Origin of the sequence: Endozoicomonas sp. (assembly GCF_051008435.1) — a bacterium.
Lineage (GTDB): Bacteria > Pseudomonadota > Gammaproteobacteria > Pseudomonadales > Endozoicomonadaceae > Endozoicomonas_A.
Window position 1 is genome coordinate 1 of the sequence record NZ_JBPCXO010000237.1, and the last position, 22,466, is coordinate 22,466.

The 22,466-nt window shown below is 47.8% G+C and carries 15 protein-coding genes; 6 read left to right on the forward strand and 9 right to left on the reverse strand.

Annotation, left to right across the window (positions count from 1 at the left end; genetic code table 11):
- The first annotated feature begins 188 nt into the window (after positions 1–188).
- A complete protein-coding gene (locus ACR2PX_RS12105) occupies positions 189–1,877 on the forward strand; it encodes a SufS family cysteine desulfurase (protein ID WP_433999611.1) in 1,689 nt (562 codons plus the stop codon).
- On the opposite strand, the gene ACR2PX_RS12110 is transcribed toward ACR2PX_RS12105, so the two are convergent.
- Positions 1,849–2,787 carry a bile acid:sodium symporter family protein gene (locus ACR2PX_RS12110; protein WP_433999612.1) on the reverse strand — a complete coding sequence of 313 codons (939 nt, stop codon included), beginning with the start codon at positions 2,785–2,787 and terminating at the stop codon, positions 1,849–1,851. The two genes, ACR2PX_RS12105 and ACR2PX_RS12110, sit on opposite strands and share 29 nt — an antisense overlap.
- Positions 2,788–2,985: 198 nt before the next feature.
- Between ACR2PX_RS12110 and ACR2PX_RS12115 the strand changes: the two genes are divergently transcribed.
- Together ACR2PX_RS12115 and ACR2PX_RS12120 are read left to right on the forward strand one after the other, a co-directional pair.
- Entirely contained in the window at positions 2,986–5,907 is a 2,922-nt protein-coding gene (locus tag ACR2PX_RS12115; RefSeq protein WP_433999613.1) for a DUF637 domain-containing protein, read from the forward strand.
- Complete coding sequence (locus ACR2PX_RS12120; protein WP_433999614.1) at positions 5,907–6,386, forward strand: hypothetical protein; 480 nt, start codon at positions 5,907–5,909, stop codon at positions 6,384–6,386. Before ACR2PX_RS12115 ends, ACR2PX_RS12120 begins: the two co-directional genes overlap by 1 nt.
- A 47-nt stretch (positions 6,387–6,433) precedes the next feature.
- Here the strand turns inward: ACR2PX_RS12120 and tcdA are convergent, their stop codons facing one another.
- The gene (gene tcdA, locus ACR2PX_RS12125; RefSeq protein WP_433999615.1) at positions 6,434–7,261 is read right to left on the reverse strand and encodes a tRNA cyclic N6-threonylcarbamoyladenosine(37) synthase TcdA; all 828 of its coding nucleotides are present in this window, start codon (positions 7,259–7,261) and stop codon (positions 6,434–6,436) included.
- Positions 7,262–7,543: 282 nt separating this feature from the next.
- On the opposite strand from tcdA, the gene glk reads away from it, so the two are divergent.
- Positions 7,544–8,515, forward strand: a complete 972-nt coding sequence (gene glk, locus ACR2PX_RS12130) for a glucokinase (protein ID WP_433999616.1) — start codon at positions 7,544–7,546, stop codon at positions 8,513–8,515.
- Positions 8,516–8,694: 179 nt separating this feature from the next.
- Here the strand turns inward: glk and lamB are convergent, their stop codons facing one another.
- Positions 8,695–10,143 (reverse strand): maltoporin LamB, encoded by a 1,449-nt coding sequence (lamB, locus tag ACR2PX_RS12135; RefSeq protein WP_433999617.1) that lies wholly within the window; start codon positions 10,141–10,143, stop codon positions 8,695–8,697.
- Between the two features lie 409 nt (positions 10,144–10,552).
- Here lamB and ACR2PX_RS12140 point away from each other — a divergent pair, with 409 nt between their 5' ends.
- Positions 10,553–11,749 (forward strand): MalM family protein, encoded by a 1,197-nt coding sequence (locus ACR2PX_RS12140; protein ID WP_433999618.1) that lies wholly within the window; start codon positions 10,553–10,555, stop codon positions 11,747–11,749.
- 75 nt (positions 11,750–11,824) lie between these two features.
- Here ACR2PX_RS12140 and malQ read toward each other — a convergent pair whose 3' ends face one another.
- The 6 genes from malQ to ACR2PX_RS12170 form a co-directional block, all read right to left on the reverse strand.
- Positions 11,825–14,017, reverse strand: coding sequence for a 4-alpha-glucanotransferase (malQ, locus tag ACR2PX_RS12145; protein WP_433999619.1), 2,193 nt, complete (start codon positions 14,015–14,017; stop codon positions 11,825–11,827).
- A gap of 11 nt (positions 14,018–14,028) precedes the next feature.
- The gene (locus ACR2PX_RS12150; RefSeq protein WP_433999620.1) at positions 14,029–15,165 is read right to left on the reverse strand and encodes an ABC transporter ATP-binding protein; all 1,137 of its coding nucleotides are present in this window, start codon (positions 15,163–15,165) and stop codon (positions 14,029–14,031) included.
- 238 nt (positions 15,166–15,403) lie between these two features.
- Positions 15,404–16,291: a maltose ABC transporter permease MalG gene (gene malG, locus ACR2PX_RS12155; RefSeq protein ID WP_433999621.1), complete on the reverse strand. Its 888-nt coding sequence runs from the start codon at positions 16,289–16,291 to the stop codon at positions 15,404–15,406.
- 6 nt (positions 16,292–16,297) lie between these two features.
- On the reverse strand, positions 16,298–17,848 hold the full coding sequence (gene malF / locus ACR2PX_RS12160; RefSeq protein ID WP_433999622.1) for a maltose ABC transporter permease MalF: 1,551 nt from the start codon (positions 17,846–17,848) through the stop codon (positions 16,298–16,300).
- A 324-nt stretch (positions 17,849–18,172) separates the two neighbouring features.
- Positions 18,173–19,399: a maltose/maltodextrin ABC transporter substrate-binding protein MalE gene (gene malE, locus ACR2PX_RS12165; RefSeq protein WP_433999623.1), complete on the reverse strand. Its 1,227-nt coding sequence runs from the start codon at positions 19,397–19,399 to the stop codon at positions 18,173–18,175.
- Between the two features lie 510 nt (positions 19,400–19,909).
- On the reverse strand, positions 19,910–20,968 hold the full coding sequence (locus ACR2PX_RS12170) for a MalM family protein (RefSeq protein ID WP_433999624.1): 1,059 nt from the start codon (positions 20,966–20,968) through the stop codon (positions 19,910–19,912).
- A 301-nt stretch (positions 20,969–21,269) separates the two neighbouring features.
- Between ACR2PX_RS12170 and cfa the strand changes: the two genes are divergently transcribed.
- Positions 21,270–22,463: a cyclopropane fatty acyl phospholipid synthase gene (gene cfa, locus ACR2PX_RS12175; RefSeq protein WP_433999625.1), complete on the forward strand. Its 1,194-nt coding sequence runs from the start codon at positions 21,270–21,272 to the stop codon at positions 22,461–22,463.
- The last annotated feature ends 3 nt before the right edge of the window (positions 22,464–22,466 follow it).

Sequence of the window (22,466 nt, forward strand, 5' to 3'; positions counted from 1 at the left end):
CCCTCCAGCCCTCCAGCCCTCCAGCCCTCCAGCCCTCCAGCCCTCCAGCCCTCCAGCCCTCCAGCCCTCCAGCCCTCCAGCCCTCCAGCCCTCCAGCCCTCCAGCCCTCCAGCCCTCCAGCCCTTCAAAAATCTTTATCTCTTGTCTGTTCTCAGTAAAATGCCTGAATCGGATCAGGAAAGGCTCTTATGAACCTGAAAAAGCAGTTTCCCATTCTGGAACAGCATGCTCACGGCCACCCATTGGTGTATCTGGATAATGCGGCTACTACTCAAAAGCCTTTACCGGTTATTGATGCCATCAATGGTTTTTACCGGGAAGCCAATGCCAATGTCCATCGTGCATCCCATTATCTCAGTGCCCGTTCTACTCATGCATTCGAAGAAGCAAGGGAAGAAGTCCGACATTTTCTGAATGCCGCCAGTTCCGATGAAATCATCTGGACCCGGGGGGCAACAGAAGCACTGAACCTGGTGGCTCAAAGCTGGGGAAGAAGTCAGTTGAAGGCGGGGGATGAAATTCTGCTCTCAGCCATGGAGCATCATGCCAATATCGTGCCCTGGCAGATGGTAGCCGAACAGACCGGGGCTGTGATCAAAGTCATTGAGGTCACTGAGCAAGGGGAGCTCGATCTCAACAGCTTTCGTAATCTGCTGTCGGATAAAACCCGGCTTCTTACTATTGCCCATGTCTCCAATGCGATCGGAACCGTCAATCCTGTTGAAACACTCATCGCTGAGGCTAAAGCCAAAGGTGCTGTCGTGCTGGTGGATGGAGCGCAGGCAGTGGCTCACTCTACCGTGGATGTGCAGAAGCTGAATTGTGATTTCTATGCTTTTTCCGGACATAAAGTTTTTGGCCCAACAGGTATTGGTGTTTTGTATGGGAAAAAAGCGTTACTGGAAGCCATGCCTCCCTGGCAGACGGGTGGGGAAATGATTCGGCAGGTCAGCTTCAGTGGCACCACGTTTAATGAGTTACCTTTCAAGTTTGAAGCCGGTACTCCCAATGTCTCAGGTGTGATTGGACTCAGGGAGGCTATCCGATTTGTAAGAGCTTTGGACATGAAGCAGGTAGCCGATCATGAAGACAAGCTGAGACAAAGAGCGGAAGAAGGCCTTAAAAATTTACCCGGGGTCACATTGGTGGGTGAAGCCAAACATAAGGTATCTGTCGTTTCATTTGTGGTTGAAGGCATTCACAATCAGGATATCGGTCTTTTGCTGGATCAGCAGGGAATTGCCGTTAGAACCGGACACCATTGCACAATGCCCTTGATGGAACATCTTGGATTGTCGGGAACGGTCAGAGCTTCTTTCTCTGTCTATAACACCCTTGATGATGTCGATATTTTCCTGGCAGCGCTCAGCAGCATTGTGAAGGGGGAGTTTTATGCCTCTCAAGACAGTAAAGAAGTTGAAGGTCATTCAGCATTCTTTAACCAGCTTGAAGGTGAACATGCTTCGGAGTTTTCTCAAGATCGAATCTTTGACCAAGTGACTGCTTCTAGAAGTTGGCAGGACAAATATCGACACATTATGCTGCTTGGGAAAAAACTACCTTCCCTGCCTGAAACAATGAGAACGGAAGAGTCCAGGTTGCATGGTTGTGAAAGTACCGTCTGGCTGCATCACTTTTATGATGAACAGACCATGAGATTGTATTTTGCTGTTGATTCAGATGCGCGAGTCATCAGAGGGCTGATTGCTCTGGTTCTATCCGTCTTTAATGGTCGAACACCACAAGACATAAGTCGTTTTGATATTGATGATTGGTTTTCAAAGCTGGATCTCTACAATCATCTAAGCCCATCACGGGGTAATGGACTCAGAGCGATCGTAGAAGAGATCAGGTCTCTTGCTCACAGATTTGAGTAACTGAGTCATTACGCGCCCACCAGGTGGCAAGAGCCGAGCCTGTGATGTTGTGCCAGATACTGAAGAAAGTTGCTGGCAAGGCGGCTTCAGGCGTAAAGAACTGGGTGGCGAGGACTGCGGCCAGACCGGAGTTCTGCATACCGACTTCAATGGCTACGGTCTTACACGTTTTCCGGTCAAAGCCCAGAACGTGCGCCGATAGATAACCCAGGCTCAGGCCAGTGCCGTTATGCAGGGCCACAGCCAGAATGGTGATCAATCCTATTGCTGGCAGGTCCTGAGCATTCGAAGCAACCACGACGGCAATGACCAGAATGATGGTGGCCATAGAACAGAGTGGGAATATGGGATTCAATTTCTGCACGATTCGGTGACAGAAATGATTGATCAGAACCCCCAGTGCGACAGGGAAGATTACAATTTTTGCCAGGCCCCACATCATGGCCAATGGATCTACTTCAATATACTGATGAGCCAGAAGACTGATCAACAAAGGGGTGGCAAATGCCCCTATCAAGGTTGAGGTTGCGGTCATTGAGATGGAGAGAGCGACATCCCCTTTGGCCAGATAGCAGAGCACATTAGACGCTGTTCCCCCGGCTACACTGCCAGCCAGAATCATGCCTACAGTGAGTTCGACTGGCAGGTTCAGAAGTTGCGCAATGAACAATCCGGCAAAAGGCATAATACCAAATTGCAGGAGTACACCTGCAGATAACGCGGGTAAACGGTTTTTGATCTGTGCGAAGTCGCTCACAGATAAGGTCAGCCCCATAAACAGCATGATCAAACTGAGGCCGGGAGCAATCAGATAGCCGAGATGATCAAAACCGTCAGGAAACGAATAAGCCAGCCCTGAAAAAATAACAGCCCATAATGGAAACAGTCGTGTCATCGTGTTTATTAGCATGGGGTTCTTGTTGATTCAGGATGTTTAATTCTGGGTTTGAAAAAACAGGTTCGATTTCAAGTAAGACTTACTTTGCCAATGTTTATGGTTTCGAAATAGACAAATTAACCGTTAAAGCTATTTTAAATAGCTCTTGAGTATAAAAGCCTAAAGGCTTTTTGTTAACTGTGTTTAATCGTTATGAAACGAACTGTCAATATGAAACCAAAAATAAAATGGTTCAAGAATCGACACCTTTATCTGCTTGTTCTGATATTTTTCTTAAACACCAGTCAGGCTTTCAGCATCTGTGATCACAATGGCGAACACTGTACCACCTACAGAGGTGGCACTATTGTACTCCGAAAAATCAATGGAAAGCCTACGGTTTTTTCTGGGAGCCGGGTGACGGGAGGTGATTTTGAAGTTCGCAATATGGAAATTGATAGTCCTGAACCCTATTCAATAGAGGTAGATACTGACGTTATCCTGGAGAACGTGAAACTAACAGCTCCAGCGATCAGCATAGAATCCGGTCGCTCGGTAGTGAGCAAACACCTCGATCTTGATGCTACAGAGGGTAGTATTGAGATCAATACGCTAGCTTTGGTTCTGGCTGCAACTCACAACACTCAGGCATGGAGCAACCACAATCAAAAGCGAGGGACTTTCAGCAAGCGGGAGTCGGTGCATTTCGAAAGGCATATAAAAGCCAGTCCCAGCACACTGAAAGCGGCGGAAGAAATCAGGATTGGTAGCAGGACGTTGTTCACAGAAGGCGCCTTGCTCAAGGCCAATAAAATTACTTTTGATGTCGAGTACTGGCAGGCCGCTGCGGCCAGAGATCATCATCACATTCAGGATGAGACAACTCGAAAAGGGGGGCTCAGGCAAAGCCATAAAGTCAGCATCAGGGAATGGAGTGACGATAACCCAACGCGCCTTGATGCCCCTCATATATCTCTCAATGTTCAAAAAGTAGAGGCCCAGATCGGGGCCTATCCAGGGCAGTCTGTTGAAGAAGCCCTGGCAAGCCTGATGACCGCCTACCCAGATCTGGGCTGGATGAAAATAATACAAGAAAATCGAATCCACTTTGAGACCATCGAACGAATCTACCAGGAGCACAGGCATAAGCAATCCGGCTTATCTCCAGTAACTGCCATTGTCTTGGGAATGGCTGCGACTGTAGCGACCTATGGTGCAGGTGCCTCATTCCTGCCAGCTTCAAGCGGCCTTGTGGCTTCTAATATGGCGAACGCCGCCTTTTCCTCCATAGTGGCTCGCAGCGCTGTCAGTATTGCCAACCACGGCGGCAACTTTGAAGCGGTTTTGAACGACCTTTTCTCATCGGACAGTCTTAAAACGATCGGGGTAGACGTGGTCACAGGAGGCCTGGCCGGTACCTTTGATGCAGCCTACCTTCAATCTCCCTTCGCGCCTTTACCAATAAGAATTCACAACGCAGGCACAAGAATGGTGGCCCGCACTGCGGCCACGCAGATGATCAAAGGGGGTGAACTGGGGCAGAATCTGAAAGACAGTCTCAGCCATGAAGGTTGGAACTTTCTACAGGCTCAACTGTTCCATGCCGTGGGAGATTACGCCCAGGAGCAGAATTGGGAGGATGGAAGTCCGGAAAAAGTTCTGACCACGGCTGCAGCCGGAGCCATCATTGGTCAGCTGAAAGACGGCAAACCGCTGGCCGGGGCCGCTGCCTCTGCCACAGCAGAAGTCATGAGCCAATTCGTGGTAGATCTGTTCGACTACGACGAATGCTGGGAACCCGGCTGTGAAGAGACATTCTCAATGGATTCACAGGAAAAGGAAGACCTGCACGCAAAAGTACTGTCGGTGGTAAGCACAGCAACAGCCGCCATTACGGCAGAGCTCGTGGATGATGCAGCAGAGCTGGGAGCCGATATTGGGCAGAGCCAGCATCTATATAATCGCCAGCTGCACTCAAAGGAGCCAGAAGTATACCGACACCAGATGGCCAAAACAGCCAACCCAAAAGATCGGTTTGAACTGTCGGCAGCAGCCTGTTACCTGACCCGATGCTCAGCCGGAGTGCACCCGGATCATGAGCTAAAAACCCATCTGGTTCAATTGGAGCACATTGGCCGTGAATGTCTCGATGCAATCTGGCAGCTGCAAACAACCGGACTGTTCAAATACACCGAATGGGATAACCTGGGAGACCAGTGGGAAGCCGGTACTTCAGCGGGTGTGGCCCGGATTGCGGCCAGTTATGTAACTGCCATTGGCACGGCGGCATTTACCGGATTGGCCTGCGTTATTTCAGGCGGTGTTGGTTGTGCAGCCGGAGGGGGCGGTATCCTGTTCGGAGGTATGGCCGTAGCAGCCAGGCAACTGGACGACGGTATCAACCATATATTGGGGCAGGGTGGCGAAGCCGAGGCTATTAAAAATACGCTGAGCCCAGACAGCCTGACAGAGCCCATGACCTTCTGGGATAAAAACGGCTATGCAATCGACCTTCTGGCTGTAGGAAGCGGTGGGGTTATTGCAAAGGCCGGTGCCAAAATAGCCAGCCGTGTGAGGTTGAAGCAACCTGAAGTCAGCAAGGTTTCAGGACAGGCGACCAACAGTGAATACCCAGAAGGCCCACGCATAAAACGGGTGGTTATCAAGAAAGAGAAAATAGAGCCTCGTGTTGAAGGCTTTAAGCCAGAACCACCACCAGCAATCCATCCAGCGGATAAAGCAGCAGCGGACTATTCCTTTAGATTATATGGACTGGATAAGCCCGTCAGGCTAGTTCACCCGGATTTCCCGCCCAATCAGCGTCTGGTGGATGAAATGAAAGCCAACATCGAGAGTGGCAAAGTACTTGACAACATAGATTGCTCAGAGTTTGCAGAGGACTTTTTAAGACTGGCTGGCGATAAAGGTAAAATATTGGAAGTCAGACCCAAGCAGAGGGGGCAGTTGACGGTTTATGAGAATAATAAGAAAAAAGCAGATCAGTACTATCATCAGATTTATACTGATGGTCGCTATATTTATGACCCCAGACTTACCCCACACCCTATTCCCAAAGGTGATTGGGAGAAGCATATCAAGAAAATGAACCCTGAAGGGGTGACTATCTCGGATAATCCAAGAGGACTTCAGTAATGACATCAAAATACAGTGCGAAAGAGGGGTTTGAGTTATTGGCTTTGATCGAAAACTATGCAGAAACAGAATGGAGAAAATATGAGTCTCGCTACCCAGAAGTATGTAAAACGGCTGAAATTCCAATGAGTCTGGATCAGTTTGAAACAGACTGGAATTCAGAAGCACCTCCATACACCTGCTTTCGCTTTAAGGGCGACCAGCCAAAATTGACTGAAGCGCTGAAAAAAGCGGTATCCAGTTACCAGGGCAAACTGGAATGGGTGATGAAAGGGCATGTACGAAGGGACAAAACGGTCAACTGGATCATTCACCCCAAAGCAGTGGATGACTTACTGGAAACGGCTCTGGAACAAAAAATATCAAAAACAGAATGCGTCGAAAAATACTTGCCCGGATTTGCGCAACCGGCCTTTGATGATCAGCTAGGCCTGGTTGAGCATGTCCGTCGCCATTTAGAGATGGCCATGAAGCAATGAATTCACTCTTTCAGCGGTGTTGTTCTGCTCTGTAAAATTACGGATTCCTATCTGGGCGCGGATTCAGTGAGCTTTTTAATAATCCGTGAAACCGCCACAAAACCAAAAGTCGCAGTTACAACCGTCGAGGCACCAAAGCCACTGGCGCAATCCATTTTTGTGGAGCCCAGACCAGAAGGTTTCTGCTGGCAAACGGTGCCATCGGGTTGAGGGTAAACGGCCTGTTCTGAAGAAAAAACACAGTCCACACCAAATTTTCGTTTGCTGTTTTTGGTAAAGCCATGAAAATCTTTCAGGTGGCTTTTCACTTTTCGTGCCAGAGGGTCATGCCAGGTTTTAGTCAGATCTGTAATCTGGATTTGGGTGGGATCCATCTGACCACCCGCGCCGCCTGTAGTGATGACCGGTATCTTGTTTCTTTTACAGTGATTAATCAACGCGGCTTTGACCCTGAAACTGTCAATGGCATCCAACACATAATCAAAGTCCTGACTGATCAGTTCTGACAGATTATCGGCGGTAATAAAATCTTCGATGACATGGCACTGGCATTCAGGATTAATAGATCGAACGCGGTTGGCCATGACTTCACACTTGGACTGACCAATCGTTTCGGTAGTGGCATGGAGCTGACGATTGATATTGGTGACACAAACATCATCCAGATCGATCAGGGTAATTGTACCAACACCAGTTCTAGCCAGGGCTTCTGCTGCCCAGGAACCCACTCCGCCAATACCTATGACGCAGACGTGGGATTGTCTCAGTTTGTCTACTGCATCGCTGCCATAGAGTCGGCGGCTTCCTCCAAAGCGATCATCAAAGCCATTAGCCGACGACGAGCCACTGGATGAGTTTTCTGAAGCAACTGTCATAGCGGGAGTCCGAGTGCCTTGTGTTACGGAAATTTGATAAAAAACCTGCTGGCCCAAACGCACGAAGCTCTTTCCAATCGCGTAAGGCTGTGCAGATGTCTCTCCGAACCTGCTTTTAACAGGTCAGGATTCCGGGCGCGGGATTATAATACTGACATCCACACTTGTCATGAAGCCTATAGGAGGCTGACAGAGAAAAAGCTGACTCGATCGACTGAACTTGATCCTCGAGCGCTGTTCTCGGCCAGGCTCCCGGGTTTCCTTTTAGCTTGGGTGTTTCTGATGACTAAAGCGTTGCGATCTCTGGTAGGGGATATTGGTGGTACCAATGCCCGTTTTGCCCTGGTGAATCCTGATAGTCTGGTTCTGGAAGGCATTCAGAGAATGTCGAGCATTGACTACCCTGACCTCGAAGAGGCGGTCAGGGTCTACCTGAAAAGTCAGGGGGTCGAAACCATTGCCAGGACTTGTCTGGCGGTGGCTGGTCCTGTAATGGATGGCAAAGTAAAGTTTACCAACAGCCATTGGAAGATTGATCAGCGGCAGTTCAAACGAGATTTTGATCTGGAAGTGATGGGGTTGATCAATGATTTTGCTGCACAGGCTCTGGCGGTCCCTCATCTTTCCTCAGATGAACTGATGTCCGTCGGGCCTGAACTGGAGGTTGATCCTGATGCGGTCAAACTGGTCATAGGTCCTGGTACCGGCTTAGGGGTGTGTGGGCTGATCGAAACGCCTGTGGGTTGGAAAGCTCTGCCTGGAGAAGGTGGGAATGCTGACTTTGCGCCTACCTCCGAAAGAGATATCAGTGTCTGGCGATTTATGCGAAAAGAAGTCGGAGGCTTGCTGGGAGTAGAAAGGATTTTATCAGGCTCTGGTCTGGAATTGCTTTATGAGGCCCACTCCAGCCTGGATGGCCGAATGGACAGACTGCAGGCGGCGGATATTACAGGTCAGGCCCTGGAAGAACATGATTCTCTGGCTTATGAAGTGCTGGATCACTTCTTTGAGATTCTGGGCAACACTGCAGGGAATGCAGCATTGATTCTGGGGGCCAGGGGGGGCGTCTATATTGCGGGTGGAATCATACCGCGAGTGAAAAAGTTATTTGCAAAAGGGACTTTCCGGAAGGCTTTTGAGAGAAGAGACAAGATGAAAGACTATATGTCTGGCATACCTACTTCGTTGATCTTATCTGAACATCCCGGCTTAACAGGGGCCGCTGCTTATTTAAACTATTCTGGCAATTACTGAAGTCAGTTGTCTTTTAAAAGTATCCCCATAGACTGTGGATAAGTCTGGGGCTAACCTTTGGGCGATTGCTCAAACGTCAGGAAAATTACAAACTGTAGACAATTGGTCAAAAAACAATCAATAAAAAAGGGCGGTATAAAACCCGCCCCTTTTTTCTATTGAACATGAACGCTACGATCTTACCACCAGGCTTCAAACTGGACACCGTATGTCCAGCCGCTGGCATCTTTGCCGAAGGTTCTCATAATTTGTTCTGCAGAGGTGCCTGTATCGAAATATTCCAGACCTGCTGCACTGCACTCCTTCCTGGTAGTGTCATTGGTTTTGCACAGTGGATTATCGATGGCTTTCCAGTCAGCAAAAGTGGCAAACACTCTGATAACCGGCCTGACGAAGGCTCCAAATTTAGGATGGAACTGTTGCGCAACGGTGAATTTCACTAGCTGACTGTCAAAGTGATTTTGACCAGCAATATTGGTAGATGAGTAATAGGCATTTTCTACTTTATCCCAACCCAGCTCAAATGCAGTACTTGTCAGCTCACTCCACTTCCATATAGGTCTGACACCAGCGGTCATCCATGTCCTTTTGCTTGGGAGAGAAGAGTCAAGATTTTGAGCTTTCTTGTCGTACTCTACTTGAGTCCAGGCTGCAACATACATGATGTCCAGACGATCCGTTAAAGAAAAAGACCCGTGATCAAGAATCCTGTACATCTTGTTGCTTTTATACCAGTCAGAAGTATTCATGAATCGACCAGTTGATCCGACTCCGGGACCTGTCATTGCATCGTTAGCATATTGGAGGGCAAATTTGTTGAATCCACCCAAGATCGCCAAAGTCAGTTCACCAGTGAGCATCCATCCATCCTGATCTACAAACTTTTTGTAGTTTGCTTTGTCTGGAGGGTTGCCCTTGCCGTAGTCAATACCCAATTCAAGGCTCAGGTTGTCCATTAGAGCGATATCCTTTAGACGGAGATCTACGATATCGGTTTCAACTTCCTCGGTTTTTAGGCTGGCAGGAGTATCGTTTTCGTAATAGCCAACATTGGGTGTATTCCTGAGCCAGGCTACATCAAACTTGCCTATGCCTACGTCAATATCCTGAATGCCGGCTCCGGGTCCTGAAACATCCCAGTAGTACCAGTCATTCATGTGAACATCATGTCTTTGGTAAAAGCGTTTTCCGACCCAGAGCATTGAGCCAGGCAAAGCCTTAAAGATATTCCTAGCCTGCAGGTTGACTTCCCTTAGAGCGAATTCATTGTTGCCAAAGTAATTATTGCCAGTTCCTGGCATTTCCCAGTCATTATTCTGGAAAACCTTGTAGGCAATATTGGTTTCCAGTCTGAACGACGTATCATTATCATCAGCCAGTTCCGCACCGAGCTTCAGTTCTGTGTAGGTCTCACACTCATTACCCAGTCGGTATTTGGCAGGCGCTCCCGCAGCTTTGAAGCAAGCCTGATCTCCCCCTTCCGCTGAACGGCCTATACCTGAACGGGCATAGCCATGAAAATCGACACTGGCGTCTTCAAAAGCGAGTGCCAGTGTGGGGAGGGAAGCGAGAGAAATAACTCCAATACTGCGACTCAGAGCAGACAGAGAACTCTGTATCCGAATCATTGCGATTTACCTTGTGTGATGTACGACAATTGCCCAGAACTCACGGTTGGCAGAGTGGATTCTGGTTTTTTACCATGAAAATACAGCTCTCTAAGGTCCCGTAGTCATTTTCATGCTTCGGGTGGTCCGGCATTCCGGTGAGCTGCATTTTTGGCTCATGGCTGTTTGAGTAAATAACCCGAATGACTTTGAGAATTATGCTTTCGGTATACCCGTACAAAACCTAGACCAGAGATTCGTAATCAGCAAAGTAAAGAAGAAAAAAGCAGACAGAATACAGTTATTTTATCCGGTCGAAGCAAATTACGACTATGTTTGCTGACAGGCTCCCAGAGCACCTGCAGCACTACTGTTACTGAGCGTGAAAAAATGCTGCAATTTTAAATTTACTGTGAATTCAGGTGTACAGATGATGAGTTTACTGAGAGGTATCGCAACAGTTGACACTGAGAGTGGCCATAAATTGTGGCAATTCAATGAGAGGCGTTTTTTTTCTGATGGGGTAAACAGCCATAAGCGAAGAAAAATATTTTTCAGGGTAAAACAGCAGTTTCTGTCTATTTGTATTCTGGCTCCTGTTTTAACATTGGCGGGTTGCTCTCATTTCAACACTCAGGAGGAAGTAGTCGCTCAACCAGAGTCAGAAGGTAAGGTGTATAACTCTGTTAAAAACATTAAATGTCAGCCATTGAGGTATCCAGCTGACAAAAAGAATGCTCGTGTGGTGGTGAATGAATTTACCTCAAGGCTGAAGCAGTCATCGGGTGAGACACCGGTTCTTGCATTCAAATTGCCTGAAACAGGGGTTCATAAAGTGGCCATACACAGTTATGCCGTCAAGGTTGGCAATCAGGAGCAGCTGTTCTACCCAGAAATTGCTTTGCTGGACAAGTCGCACAACGTCATAGCCCACGTACCCAAAAGTCAGATCAAGTATAAAAAGCCGGGCTTTTCGACCCCGGAAGGTATTGAAGCTCAATTTATTATTGATAATGACAGACGATCCAGTGAGCAGGCGGTTTGCATGCTCATATACACGACAGATGATCTAAGGAAGGGTAAAACCACTTTGATCAATGAAGCCAAGGAGTACGCCAAAGCTTATGGCGTTGTGGCTCCTCCTATTCCGGATCCTGTTGCCGATCACGGGAATAATGGGCACTTGGCCATCAGTATCAAAAGTTCAGATATAGCTTTTGCTTCAGTACCGGTTGCTCCTGTAGCAGCTACCGCCCTTGTACTTCCAAACGCTTTGCCTGCTAAAGAGGATGGCTTCTCAAAAGAAGTACGGCAACACTATGTTGATGCTGTGAATGAAGGCTTAAAGTCAGGAAGTATCTCCAAAGCCCTGGATGCAAGATCTGAATTGAGGGGAATTGTCAGAGCCACAGAAGGCTACTTTGTCAGCCAGTATGGTAAACCTGCAGATCAATTGAGCAGGCCCAAAGCGGCGGATGGAAAAGATGGCTATGCCGGAAAAGTGTTATACCACTATCAGGAACAAGTGGCTGATCACCTGAAATCGGGTCAGGGGGCCGCTGCGTTACAGGCCGTCGATCAAATTAAGGGGATTCAGGACGAAGTGGATCAGTTGTTTAATAAGTAAGTTGAAGTAGTTATTGAGCCCAGTTATAAACACTGGGCTCAATAAGAGCTGTATATAATTATGAGTTGATTATTTTTATACAGAGTCTCTTCTAATTACGCCCAGGTTATTAAAAAACGACCGATTATCTGGGTCAGAAAAAATATTCTCGAGCGTATCCGTTAGTTTCCTGCGCCAATTAGGATACTCCTCACTGGTTCCTGGAATATTGACGGGAGACTCTATCTGTAAAACCTCTTCTAATTGAATAACGGTTATTTTTGAGGCCGTTTTAGCCAGGTAGTAATGAGCTTTTTCCATCAACTCCCTGGAGTAGCCCATTGTCGATATCTCATCGGTATTCATACCCGATGGATGTTCGCCAATCTCAGAAAGTGTCTTCAGAAGGGCCAGTTTCTCTCTATGCCGGGCATCTTTTTCCTGTTGAGCTTTGTTGTGATCATAAATACCCAGTTGTAAACGCAGGTCAAGGTCGATGCAGTTCCACCAGGCTTTAAGAGGTGGGATGTCATGGTTGCTGATGCAGGTCAGAGCCATGGGTTTATAATTCTGAGGCGGGGTAAAGTGATTGCCCAAACATTCAAACAGAACGACCTCATTGGAGTAGAAAAGGGCAGGAGGCAGAGCCTCTTCGATTTCAGGTGGAACGGTTCCAAGGTCTTCGCCAAATACCAGGCACTGACGACGATGACTTTCCAGTTTGATAATGCCCAGAAAATCGTCCAGGGGATAATAGACATAGGCCCCATAGTCAGCGGTTTTTCCCTTGGGGCACCACCAGAGCCTTAACAGCCCCATGACATGATCGATTCTCAAAGCGCCACAATGGCTCATATTAGCCTGAACCATTTCAATAAAGGGTTGGTATTGTTGAGCTCTGAGTACCTGAGGGTTAAAGGGGGGCAAACCCCAATTCTGACCCTGGGGAGCGACCCCGTCGGGTGGTGCGCCCACACCTGCTTCCAGGCAGTACAGGCTGCGATTACTCCAGACATCCGAGCTGCCACTGTCTACGCCTACTGCCAGGTCTCGATAGATTCCGACTAACATTCCGGCTTCAATGGCTGCTTCCTGGGCCTTGGTCAGCTGATCTTCAGCTAGCCATTGCAGGTACATATAATATTGGATTCGTTTCTGATTGTGGCTGGCAAACTCTTTTACCGCATTGGATTGGGGATCCTGGAACAGTGATTCCCAGCAAGGCCATCCCCAGTTGTTGATGTCCAGGTTTTTGTAGTGTTCATAAATGGTTTCATAGAGCGCATGCCGTTCCAGAGAAGGGCCACGGTTTTCGCAGAAATTTCGGAAGGCTATACCACGAGTGCTTTCGGTCAGCAGATGATGCTGATAAAAGTGATCAAACAGAGTATTAAGAAAACCAAACTTCAACCATGCCACCAGACTGTAGTCAACATATTCTTCTTCTCTTGCCTGATGAAGTTGACCTTTGAACTCAGGATCTTCAAAACGTTTCTGAGCGTCTTCGCATTCGCTGAAATCCGGGACAGCGGTGACATCGATATACAGTGGGTTAATAAATGTTCGGCTCGAAGGGCTATATGGGCTGGAGTGAAGAGGGTTTGCAGGGTAAAGAGCGTGAATGGGATTCAGGCCTACAATATCTGCGCCCTGTTCAGCGAGCTGAGTGGCTAATTGACTCAAGCTTGAGAAATCCCCCATGCCCCAGTCAGAATCCGTTCTGAGGGTATACAGTTGAGTAGCGCTGCCCCAGATCTTGTTGCCGCTTCCCAATTTTTCAGGTTCATAACATGTCTCAGGTGCCACAATAATCAGTGAGTGGCTCTCAGTCTTTTCATTTTGCAGAGAAAGCTGATGGTAACCCAGAGGCAAATCATCAGGCAGTTTGAACATGAGGTGATGGTAGGTTTTTCCCTCAAAAGTACGACTGGCTTCTACCGGCATATCTCCGGTATTCAGCGAGAGGAAATGCTGGCCACCGGTTTCCAAAGTAATTTCCCCCTTGAACGGGTTGCCTAGCTGTTGATCTTCAAGATGCAGGCTGATCAGGAGGGGCTGTCCCTGTGTAAAGACCGATACTGGATGCAGCAGTTGCTGCCATCTTTGTTGTTCAATGTCGTTTATGGCCTGTTTGATTGTATTGTCAGACTCAACGTTTAACCCCATAGCGCTGAGAATCGGTAATTTGTACTCAGTAGGAACACTGACGGGCTCGCCTGCCCAGTCACTGTATTTTCCTGAGACGCCACAGTGTCCCGCCAGCTGCTCAATCAGGTTAGGATCAGACATAACGGTTTCTCTTATAAGTCGTAGGCTGGAGCCTGGGTACGATGAAAAGCTTTGCCTTCAGCATTGAACAGGTGGCAGAGCTGGATCGGGAGTTCAATCTTCATTTTGCTGCCCATTTCCCGTTTTCTTGAGTCTTCTACCCGGACAATAAAATTCTCCCGAATAGTGTCGTGACTCATGTATATGTAGGATTCGGCGCCCAGTCGCTCGAGTGTTTCAACCTTGGCTTCAACCGCATTACCATTATCTGTTTCTGCAAGAGCGTCTTCTGGACGAATGCCAAGCACAACCCGATCTCCCTTATTAGCTCCCTGGCTGTCAACATTAGCCCTGAGTATTTCTCCAGTGGTCAACTTAATCCGTGTTTCGTTACTGTTGGTTTCTTCAATAAAACCATCAAAGAAATTCATTTTTGGAGAACCAATAAAGCCGGCAACAAACAGATTGGCAGGGTGATGGTAAAGCTCCAGAGGCTTGCCAACCTGCTCCAGATTACTTTCTGCCTCAGGTGCCAGAGGGCTAAGGACGACAATATGATCCGCCAGGGTCATAGCCTCTACCTGATCATGGGTAACGTAGATAGAAGTGGTTTGCAGGCGGTTGTGAATTCGGGCAATTTCCTGGCGCATCTGAACCCGTAAAGCCACATCCAGGTTGGATAACGGTTCGTCAAATAAAAAGACCCTGGGTTGCTGCACAATGGAACGTCCAATAGCCACCCTTTGTCGTTGACCGCCGGACATGGCTTTTGGCTTTCTCTCCAGCAACGCTTCCAATTGCAGGATACGAGCAGCTTCTTCGACCCGGCTGTTAATCAGTGACTTGTCGGCTTTGGCCAGCTTCAGGCCAAAAGCCATATTTTCAGCAACGGTCATATGGGGGTAGAGCGCATAGGATTGAAAGACCATACCCACCCTGCGCTCGTTGGGAGGCCAGTTATTGACCTGCTCTCCAGCAATGTACATTTCACCTTCAGAAATGTCTTCCAAACCACAAACCATACGAAGCAGAGTGGTTTTACCGCAGCCGGAAGGCCCGATAAACGCTATAAACTCGCCTTCTGCAATGTTCAGGTTGATGTTCTTCAGGGTCCAGGTTTTGCCCTGGTCGTAGCTTTTGGAAACATTGACAAGCTTAACTTCAGCCATAGGGTTTTCCGTTTTCTCATTCGCTATCCCGGAGGTTGACTGAGGACAGTACTCGAGCAAAAAGCCCGGTAGAGCGAGTCAGACTGATCACTGGATTTGTACGCATAGCGGGCTACTAATCAAATCCAGTGGTCAACCTTGAGGCTCTTTCCAAGCTTTAGGCCAAGCTGCCTATTCTCTGCCAACCTCCCTATCTATACAGTTCTGCGTAAGCAATCAGATATAAGCCAGTCAGCCGCTAACCTTTTACTCCACCTGATGTCAGACCGCCGACTATCCAGCGCTGGCACAACAGGAAAATAATGGAGATAGGCAGGCCTGACAGAACGGCAGCCGCAGCAAAGTCACCCCAGAGATAATTCTGTGGATTCAGGTATTGTCTGGAGCCAACCGCCAGCGTCAGATTATCCATGCTTTGTAACAGCACCGAGGCCACCGGGTATTCGGCAATGCTGGTAATAAAAGCCAAAATAAACACCACGGCCAGAATCGGCGTTGAAAGCGGTAGCAATACAAAGCGAAACGCCTGCCAGGGCGTGGCCCCGTCAATGGCGGCTGCTTCTTCCAGAGATTGATCAATCGTTTCGAAGTATCCCTTGATCAGCCAGATATGCAGGGCGAGACCACCCAGATAGGCGACCGTTACCGAACCCAGACTGTCCAGACCCAACCAGGGGACATAACTCCCTATCTGGTCAAACAGAGAGTAAATGGCGACCAGAGCCAGTACTGCAGGAAACATCTGCAGAATCATCATGGCGGTCAGCATGGATTCCTTGAAGCGAAATCTTAATCTGGCAAAGGCATAGGCCCCTGTTGTTGAGAGCAGAAGAATCAGCACTGTGGAAATAAAAGCCACTTTTATGGAATTCCATAACCAGAGGAGAACCGGGAAAGGAGGCTGAGTCATGGAGCCATCAGCATTTTCCCAGGGAATACCAAAAGCCAGATACCAATGTTCCAAACTGGGGTTACTGGGAATCAGGTCTCCGGTGGCAAAATTACCGGAGCGAAAAGACACCGAGATGATCATCAAAAAAGGAAACATGATCAGACAGAGAAACAGGATCATAAAGATTCTGGCTGTCCATACCCGGTATTTAAGGTTTCTAGGCTGCACCATCATAGTTGTTCACTCCAGTACCCGTTTAGTCGCTTTCAGGTTCACCCAGGCTATGATGCCCACCATGACGAAGATAAAGGTCGCTATTGCAGAGGCCAGACCGTAATCCTGACCATACTGACCAAACGCGATCCGGAAGGTGTAGCTCACCAGTATGTCGGTGGCTCCGGCTGGGGTGCTGGCGCCAATGATATTGGGAGCACCGTCGGTCAGCAGGGCAATTAACACCAGGTTGTTGAAATTGAAAGCAAAGCTGGCAATCAACAGAGGCGTTAGTGGCTTGATGATCATGGGTAAAGTGATGTTGAAAAAGTTCTGGATGGGCGAGGCGCCGTCAATGGCTGAAGCTTCGTAAAGGTCATCTGGAATCGATTTCAACAAGCCAATAGTCAGAATCATCATGTAAGGGTAACCCAGCCATGTATTGACGATCAGCACCATTGTTTTTGCCAGAGACTCATTGCTGAACCATTCAGGCTGAACGCCAAAGAGCAGGTTCAACAACATATTGATCTCGCCAAAGTTCTGATTGAACAGGCCCCTGAAGATCAGAATAGATATAAAGGCAGGAACCGCATAGGGCAGAATCAATAGCAGTCGATAGACGCCATTGCCTTTCAGGGGTTCCCATTGAACCAGACAGGCCATCAGCAATCCTACGACCATGGTAAAAAATACCGACAGCCCGGCAAAGAAAAGGGTCCAGATAAAAATCTGCAGAAACGGACCTTGAATCCCCGGATCGTTGATCACCCGTACAAAATTGTCCCAGCCGTTATAAACGACAAAGCCGGGACCTATCTGCTTTCCGGCGGAATCAGGCTGACCTTCCGGTATCTCAATGTAGTAACCTGTTTCATGGTTGGGTTTCAGTCGATTGCCATTGCGAACATCTTCCAGCGTGTCGTGACCTATATCCTGATAAACCTTTGACATGGGGCCAAATTTTCTCAGACTGGTCATCGACAGTTCGCTGTTGTCAGGCAGCTCTACAATTAGCTTTTTGAGCGTCTGTCGAAGCTTTATTGTGTCTTTGAACGGTAACTCTTTACCTTCCGGAAGAGTCGCTGAAAAATCAGTTTTCAGAGGAGCTGGAATGGAAATCTCGTTGAATGGGTCGCTTACCAGGTGCTTATTGGCTACCTGATCATTGATAAACAAAACACGGTAATCGGTACCTTGTTGATAAACCTTGAAATTGTATGACTCACCTTCCGTTTTATACGTTTTCCTCAGATGGTGAAGTTTAACGCGCTCCAGTGGTAACAAATTACTGGAGCTGTAATTGGTAAAAGCGACATTAACCGTATAGATGAGTGGGAAAACAATAAAAAGGGAAACTCCCAGAAGAGCAGGGAAAACATATCGGTAGTTGTAACCCTTGTTGCTGATGAATACCCAGGTACCAGTGCAGACAATCAATAGAATCATCAGAGCAAAGGCGATTTCTTCCTGGGCGTACATCAAGGTCACGCCGTAGAGCAATATCAGGTCAATCAGTCCAATTAATCCCCATACCAGCCAGGTCAATGGGCTTTGGGTTTTCTGATCAGCCTCCATAAATTTGCCTCCCGGGGCAGATGGTATTCACATTAACTGATTTGGAGAACAAGGCACGATAGGCGTCGTTAGTTGCATTTTGCTGCAAACTGTTGAGAGAAAGACGACTGTCAGCTGACAGAGTATTGAACACCGTTTTGCCTGGGTCAGCCGCTGCAGCTATTAGCAGAATTTGCCGTCAGCTCTTTCGAATTCAGCTCTTTCGAATAAAGAGGGCAGAAAATCCTGCTATAGCTGCGTTTTCAACGGTAAACAGTCATGAGAGAAAAAATATAATGGGCTACACTCTCAAGCCTGAACAAAATGCTCTTCCCGGTAGACAGCCTAGTTGACAATCCGCTTGGCTGCGTCATTAAGCGCGCTCTTATAATCCTGTCTTCCGGATGTAATATTCAGCAGTGCTGACTCCATGGCGGACCAGAATTTGCCCATTTCCGGGACATTGGGCATCAGGAGTCCACTGACGGCATTGTCATAGGTGGCTTTAATGCGAGGGTCTTTTTCCAGTTCTTTCATGTAGGCCTTGTTAGCAACAGCTCCCAGAGGGACATCACCGTTCATGGTGCGCAGGCCATCTTCTGTTAGCAGATAGTTTTCCAGAAATTCCTTGGACAGGGATTTGTTAGGACTGGCGCTGTTGAGGGTTGCACCCCAGACACCCACAAAGGCTTTAGAGCGTTGGCCATTAATACTGGGCAGAGGGGCAACACCATAATTCAGTTTTTTACCCTTGATCTTACTTTTGTCCAGATTGGACCAGGCCCAGGGACCCGTGATCATCATGGCTGACTTTCCATTATTAAAACTGGATTCCATGACACCGTAGTCTACCCCTCTGGGCAGAACCCCTTTATCGATGAGTTCTGTCAGCATTTTTGCACCGGCCATGGCGCCAGCATTGTTAACCCCGGTATTCTTTACGTCATAACCGGTGGGTGTTTTCTTGAACACATAACCACCGTCTGCGGCCAGCATCGGCATGGTGAAGTAGGGTTGAATCTGATCCCACATAATGGTGGTCACTTTGCCCTCTTTACGTTTAGCCAGCTTGTCTTTCAGGGGGAACATTTCTTCAAAGGAGCTGGGGGGGACGGGCAAAATATCCTTGTTATAGATCAGACTGATCGCTTCCATGGAAATCGGATAACCATAAGTCTTACCGTTAACCGTCATGGCGTCCCAACCCAGATTATCAATCTTGCTTTTGAAATCCGGTGTAGGGTTTACCGGTGAGAGGAGTCCACTCTTGACCCATTCACCGTATCGGTCGTGAGCCCAGAACAGAATGTCCGGACCACTGCCTGAAGCAGCCGCTTGCTGAAAACGATCGGTAATGTTTTCCGGAATTTCGACCTTGACCTTGATTCCCGTATCTTCTTCAAATTCCTTCCCCACTTCCCGGATACCGCTGTAGGCCTTGTCACCACCTACCCAGATCACCAGTTCATCATCCTGAAAGGAATAGGCCTGGAATGGACTGAAGGCAGCCCCCAGTGAAATAGCTGCAGCAGCTACGGCTTTGCCAAGTGGAGTACCCAGTAATTTGATCATCAGTCAACGGCTCCCGATCAATTTGGCTGTTCAGATGAAAGCGTTGGGAATAATCCGCAGGCGCTTTCTGTAGGGCAACCTTCATTCGCAACCGGGCATGAGGCATTTTCCAGTCAGCCTCCTGGTGGCGATTCCATTACCTGTGTTTAATGATCGGTTGAGGATGAAGATTCAAATTTTACAGACATGCCAGCTTGATAGCTGTCTGCGATGAAAGAGAAACTTTAGTCTGCTTTAGCCAAGCAGTAATGAAAAAACTTATTCAATAATAGCGGCAGAATGGGAAGGCAATAATGATGTGGGCAACAATTTTTATCAAGAGAGTCTTTTTTTTATAATGTTCTAAAAATAAAGATTAATATGATTTAAAAATAAATAGGATCTAAACGACAAAAGGTTATTAAATGAAGAGGCATTTTCAATGGCTTGGGCATTAACCATGGAAACAAATAAACGGTCCCTGAGTCTCGTGATATGAGTCTGTCGGGACCGTTTGAAAACTGATGTTTTTTAGAAAAGCTTGTCAATGTAACGAGACAGAGCTCCGGCTTTATCAATGATCGCCAAAGCCGCCTGAGCGTCTTCCCGCTTCATTTCCAGTGCCAGCTGTCGCTCAAATTGATCATTTAATTTGTCTTTTGCTGAGGTTGCCTGTGTTTTACGGGGAACGTTTATGGCTTTTGCAGGTTGGCCATAAGTGTCGGAAAACTGCTGTTGCAAAAGAGCGTGGAGCTGGCGAGCATTTTCTCTTAATCCCAGAGCAGTCTTGATATCAGCCCGTTCAACTGCTGCTTTGACTTCTGTCAGATAGCTTTCTGTTACGGATAAAGTAACTTGAGAAACTCGTGGTTTGACCTGCTCCGGTGTGGCTGGCACATAGTCCGGACGTTCAACCTTCTTTTCTGTCTTCAAACGTGAGTGACTGATCAGAGGGGTGACTTCCAGTCTCAAGGTACCCTTGTCTGCAGCAACGGCAAACACTGGTGGCGTGGGAGGTGCTGTGCGGGCTCTTATTCGGGCGTACTCTTCATCAACGTTGGCGACTTTTACCGAGTATTGGCGGGCTTCTTCAGTGGTCAGGAGGGCAAGGTAAGCCGGCTGGGATGGCTTTTCCTTACGATTATCAATAATGAATTCCTGGGACAAAGCTTCCCTGGACAGCATGCTTTGTTCGGAATAAACCATGCGTTCTACAGGTGATTTCTGAAGCGGGGTGAAGTGTTTATCCAGCAGCCATACTTCGGGCATGAAAGCTTCAGCCCGGGTACCAAAATCTGTTCGTGTAACCAGACTTTCCAGCTTGAAGCGATAAACACCGTAGTCAGGGAGTTTCCAGCCTGCCACCGGTGTGGGCTGTCCATTCAATGAAACCCTTTCTGTTGTTTTAGTTATTGAACGTTCAATTCGAATGGTTTTTTCATAAACCGGGATTTTGGCGAAAGGTACTTCTTCCAGCTGCATCACTGCTTTCTGTTCAACCACCTGGGGAGCAACAGAAACGTGTTCATTATTTTGTGTCGCACAGCCACTTAGAACGGCTATGGCCAGCATCAGGGTCAGGCGCTTCATCATAGTTCCGGATTTAAAATCTCTAATCGTTGTCTTTAAATGCTTTATTCGAGAATGGCCGTTTAATCAGCGTTATTCCTCTGGATTGCCATGAAATATTGTTTCTTTCGCTCATGGTGGATCTATGGAGAGGAATCCTCGGCATTTCCGTTATTAACTATTAATTTAATTTTACCTTTGTCGGTAGAGAATGAATCCTTTTCAGAGTATGTAAACGATTACAGTCATCAAGACTTGCCGAGGATCAAATTTACTGCTTTTTTTCATAGAGCTTTTCTCCGGTAATTCCGAGGTTAACATTATGCCTGTGGACATCGGCACTTCATCCTCAGATGACACTCTTGAAGACAGTCTTTCTCAGCCCGAACATCGAACGGGTATTATTGAGGCCTGGCTGAATAAGGCAGGCGTTAGGCTGAACGGTGATCGATCCTGGGATATACGGGTCCATAACCCAAAACTGGTATCGCGTGTCAGACGGGAGCGCTCTCTGGGTCTGGGTGAGAGTTACATGGAACACTGGTGGGACTGTCAGGAACTGGATGAACTGTTTTTTCGATTATTGTTGAAAGAACAGAATCATGAGTCGCTCACAACCGGCCAGCACATCATGAACTGGATCGTCAGTCATGTACTTAATCAGCAATCCAGAAACAGAGCCTTTCAGGTAGGGGAGCGGCATTACGATACGGGTAATGAACTGTTCGAGCGTATGCTCGATCCCCACATGCAATACAGCTGTGGCTACTGGAAAAAGGCTGAAGACCTGGCTCAGGCTCAGGAAAACAAGCTGGATCTGATTTGTCGCAAGTTACAGTTGGAGCCCGGACAAACCCTGCTGGATATTGGTTGTGGGTGGGGTGGACTGGCTCGATACGCTGCAGAGAACTATGGCGTAGAAGTGACCGGGCTTACCATATCAAAAGAGCAACAGCAGCTGGCGCAGGAGAGGTGTAAAGGATTGCCTGTTACGATCCTGCTCCAGGATTACCGTTCGCTGATTGGCAAGTTTGATCGCTTGGTATCAGTAGGCATGTTCGAGCATGTTGGATTGAAAAATTATCAAACCTACATGAAACAGTCTCACAGGCTGTTGAACAAAAATGGGCTGTTTTTACTGCATACCATTGGCACGAATATGACCCACTGCGATACCGATCCCTGGATACAGAAGTACATATTTCCCAACGGAAAGATTCCCTCACAAACGCAAATGACCCATGCGATGGAGGGTTTCTGGGTGATGGAAGACTGGCAGAACCTGGGGCCGGACTATGACAAAACCCTAATGGCCTGGCATGACAACTTTGTACAACAATGGCCGGATTTACGAAAGCACTATCCTGAGAAACACTATGATGAAATGTTCTTTCGTATGTGGCGCTATTATTTGTTGCAGTGCGCCGGGGCATTTCGTGCCAGAGCCTTGCAGCTCTGGCAGTTGGTGTTAAGGCCTCAGGGAGCAGCGCTTGAGCGTTATGATGCTCCGCGATGAAGG